The 1382-nt window shown below is 69.5% G+C and carries 1 protein-coding gene; it reads left to right on the plus strand.

The annotated features are described in order from the left end of the window. Nucleotides 1-294: 294 nt before the first annotated feature. Nucleotides 295-1374 carry an IS110 family transposase gene (locus ABH931_RS39630; protein WP_370124848.1) on the plus strand — a complete coding sequence of 360 codons (1080 nt, stop codon included), beginning with the start codon at nt 295-297 and terminating at the stop codon, nt 1372-1374. Nucleotides 1375-1382: the final 8 nt, after the last annotated feature.

Consider the following 1382-nt stretch of genomic DNA (forward strand, 5'->3'; position numbering starts at 1 on the left):
CTGTGAGTCTTTTGGGTGGCTGGTCCGGGACCGGCTGGCAGGGTTGGCGTCGGTCGCTCCACCGCAGTCGTGACTCGTGACAACGATGGCCCCCATGGGTGCCTTGCGAATGAACTGTCCGACTGCGGCGGGTGGCCGGCGCCGACCCGGCCCACCTCGGTGGCCTGATAGAAGCCCGCCCGACCCCAAGGGGTCGTGGCCCGTCACAGTTCTGCCTCGAAGTGACCTCTCCCGGGCACGGCACCGGTCCACGGCGACCGGGATCACCGTCTCACGGAGAGGAATCCTGATCGCGTGAACACCATTGTCGGCCACACGCGTTCGTTCGTCATCGGCGTCGACACCCACGCCAGGACCCACACCTACGCCGTTCTCACCGGTAACGGCGAGCACCTGGGCACGGAGACCTTCCCCAACACCCACGCCGGCAGAGCCCGTGCGATCGCCTGGGCCGGACGCCGAACCGGCGGGGACCTTGGTGCCCTGTGGGTCATCGAGGGCGTCGGCAGCTACGGGGCCCAGATCGCCCGCCAGACGGCACTCGCCGGCTACCAGGTGGCCGAAGCCGCCCACATGGGCCGCACCGGCCGGCGTGGAGTCGGTAAGTCCGACCCGATCGACGCCCGACGCATCGCCGCAGCTGTACTTCCGCTCAACGAAGAGCAGCTGCGCACTCCTCGGATGGATGAGGGGGTCCGAGCAGCGGCCCAGATCCTCCTCACAGCCCGGGACGAGCTCACCGGCGAGCGGACCCGGGCCGTGAACGCCCTGACCGCCCTCGTACGCGTCACCGACCTCGGCATCGATGCCCGGCGTCCCCTCGGCGCAAAGAAAATCGGCGAGATCGCCCGCTGGCGCCCCCGCGAGGAAGACCTCGCGACCACCACCGCCCGCACCGAGGCTGTCCGGCTGGCCAAGAGGATCCTCACCCTCGACGCCGAGATCTCGGACAACATGCGCCGGACCGGCGAGCTCGTCGAGGCCAGCCCCGCCGCCGACCTCCTCCGAGAAACCGGCATCGGCCCCGTCACCGCCGCCACCGTTCTGGTTGCCTGGTCCCACCCGGGGCGGGTCCGTGACGAGGCCGCGTTCGCCGCCCTCGCCGGCGTGAATCCCATACCCGCGTCCTCGGGCAACACCACCCGCCACCGGCTCAACCGCGGCGGCGACAGGCGCCTCAACCGCGCACTGAACGTCATCGCCATGGTCCGCATGGTCCATCACCCCCAGACCCGCTCCTACGTTGACCGGCGACGCACTGAAGGCAAGACAGACCGAGAAATCCGCCGCTGCATCAAGCGCTACCTCGCCCGACGCCTCTACCGCCACCTCAACAACGCCGCCGCAACGACACCAGGGGTTGACGAGACATAGAAGCTTCA

This window comes from Streptacidiphilus sp. MAP12-33 (assembly GCF_041261265.1).
GTDB lineage: Bacteria > Actinomycetota > Actinomycetes > Streptomycetales > Streptomycetaceae > Streptacidiphilus.